1 protein-coding gene is annotated in these 1,033 nt (G+C 50.0%); it reads left to right on the top strand.

Going from position 1 to position 1,033, the window contains the following annotated elements; all coding sequences use genetic code 11:
- On the top strand, window positions 1-597 hold a 597-nt coding region (locus tag PsW74_RS17105), incomplete at its 5' end, for a transposase (protein WP_193777961.1).
- Between the last annotated feature and the right edge of the window lie 436 nt (window positions 598-1,033).

Below are 1,033 nucleotides of genomic sequence, written 5' to 3'. Positions count from 1 at the left end.
CCTGACGCCACCACACAACGAGCACCAGAACGCGACCAACTGGCGGCCTTGCACAAACGGCGGGATGAGCTTGTTGATACACGCAAGAAAGAACGCCAACGCCTGACCCAAGCTTTATCTGAGGAACATGCCAGCATCGCACGCCATATCAGTTGGCTGAATGAAGAAATTAAATTCATTGAGCAAAAGCGAGATACACTGCTCAAAGAGACTGCCGAATTTACTCATGATAACAAGCTATTACGCTCTATTCCCGGCGTAGGCCCTGTTGCTGCAACTACTCTATTAGCTTTGATGCCCGAGCTCGGGCACGCATCGCCCAAAGCCATTGCCGCTCTGGCTGGCCTTGCTCCTTTCAATGTAGATAGTGGTCAGTTTCGCGGCCATCGGGCCATTAAGGGGGGACGCAAACGCGTGCGGAACGCGCTTTATATGGCAGCGGTTACAGCGGCACGGTCTAATTCTCACTTTGCTTCATTTGCTCAAGCCCTCATCAAAAGAGGGAAGCCCTTCAAAGCGGCAATGATTGCTCTGGCGAGAAAGATACTCATCACAGCCAATGCACTCCTCAGAGATAGTGTTCCATTCAATGCATAAACACAGTTGCCGCTTTGTGTGTTGGTTTGGCTCACGGCTCACGGCTCACGGCTGTAACACTGGCTGATCAGCTATCTATCTCACTCTTTCTCTAGTGTCTGTCCTTTAACAGTGGTCTTACATTGCTGATGCTGATCTCTTTGGCTCCAACTTTGGTTTGCTCAGCACTTTGGCGCTAGCTGTAAGGGTAAGAGGGTACGGGAGGCGTGGGATGTCTGATGTCAGGGTCTCTGTCTGCCTTGTCGCTAGGCTCTTCTGTGTGTCTCCATTTCTGATTGTTGCTCTTGGAGTGCTGTGCTGTTCGGCGAGGTTCTTTCTTATGCAGCTTTTGCGGGGTTGGTGGCAGTCTTGATTGAGTGGTGTGTTTTCCAAGTGTCTGTGCAAATTTTGGATTTGTTAAGTTTTGGTGTTTTGGCTGGTTGTTATTGGCTTGTTT

Origin of the sequence: Pseudovibrio sp. W74 (assembly GCF_001623085.1) — a bacterium.
In the GTDB taxonomy this organism is placed as follows: domain Bacteria; phylum Pseudomonadota; class Alphaproteobacteria; order Rhizobiales; family Stappiaceae; genus Pseudovibrio.
This window is presented reverse-complemented; position numbering and strand designations above follow the sequence as displayed.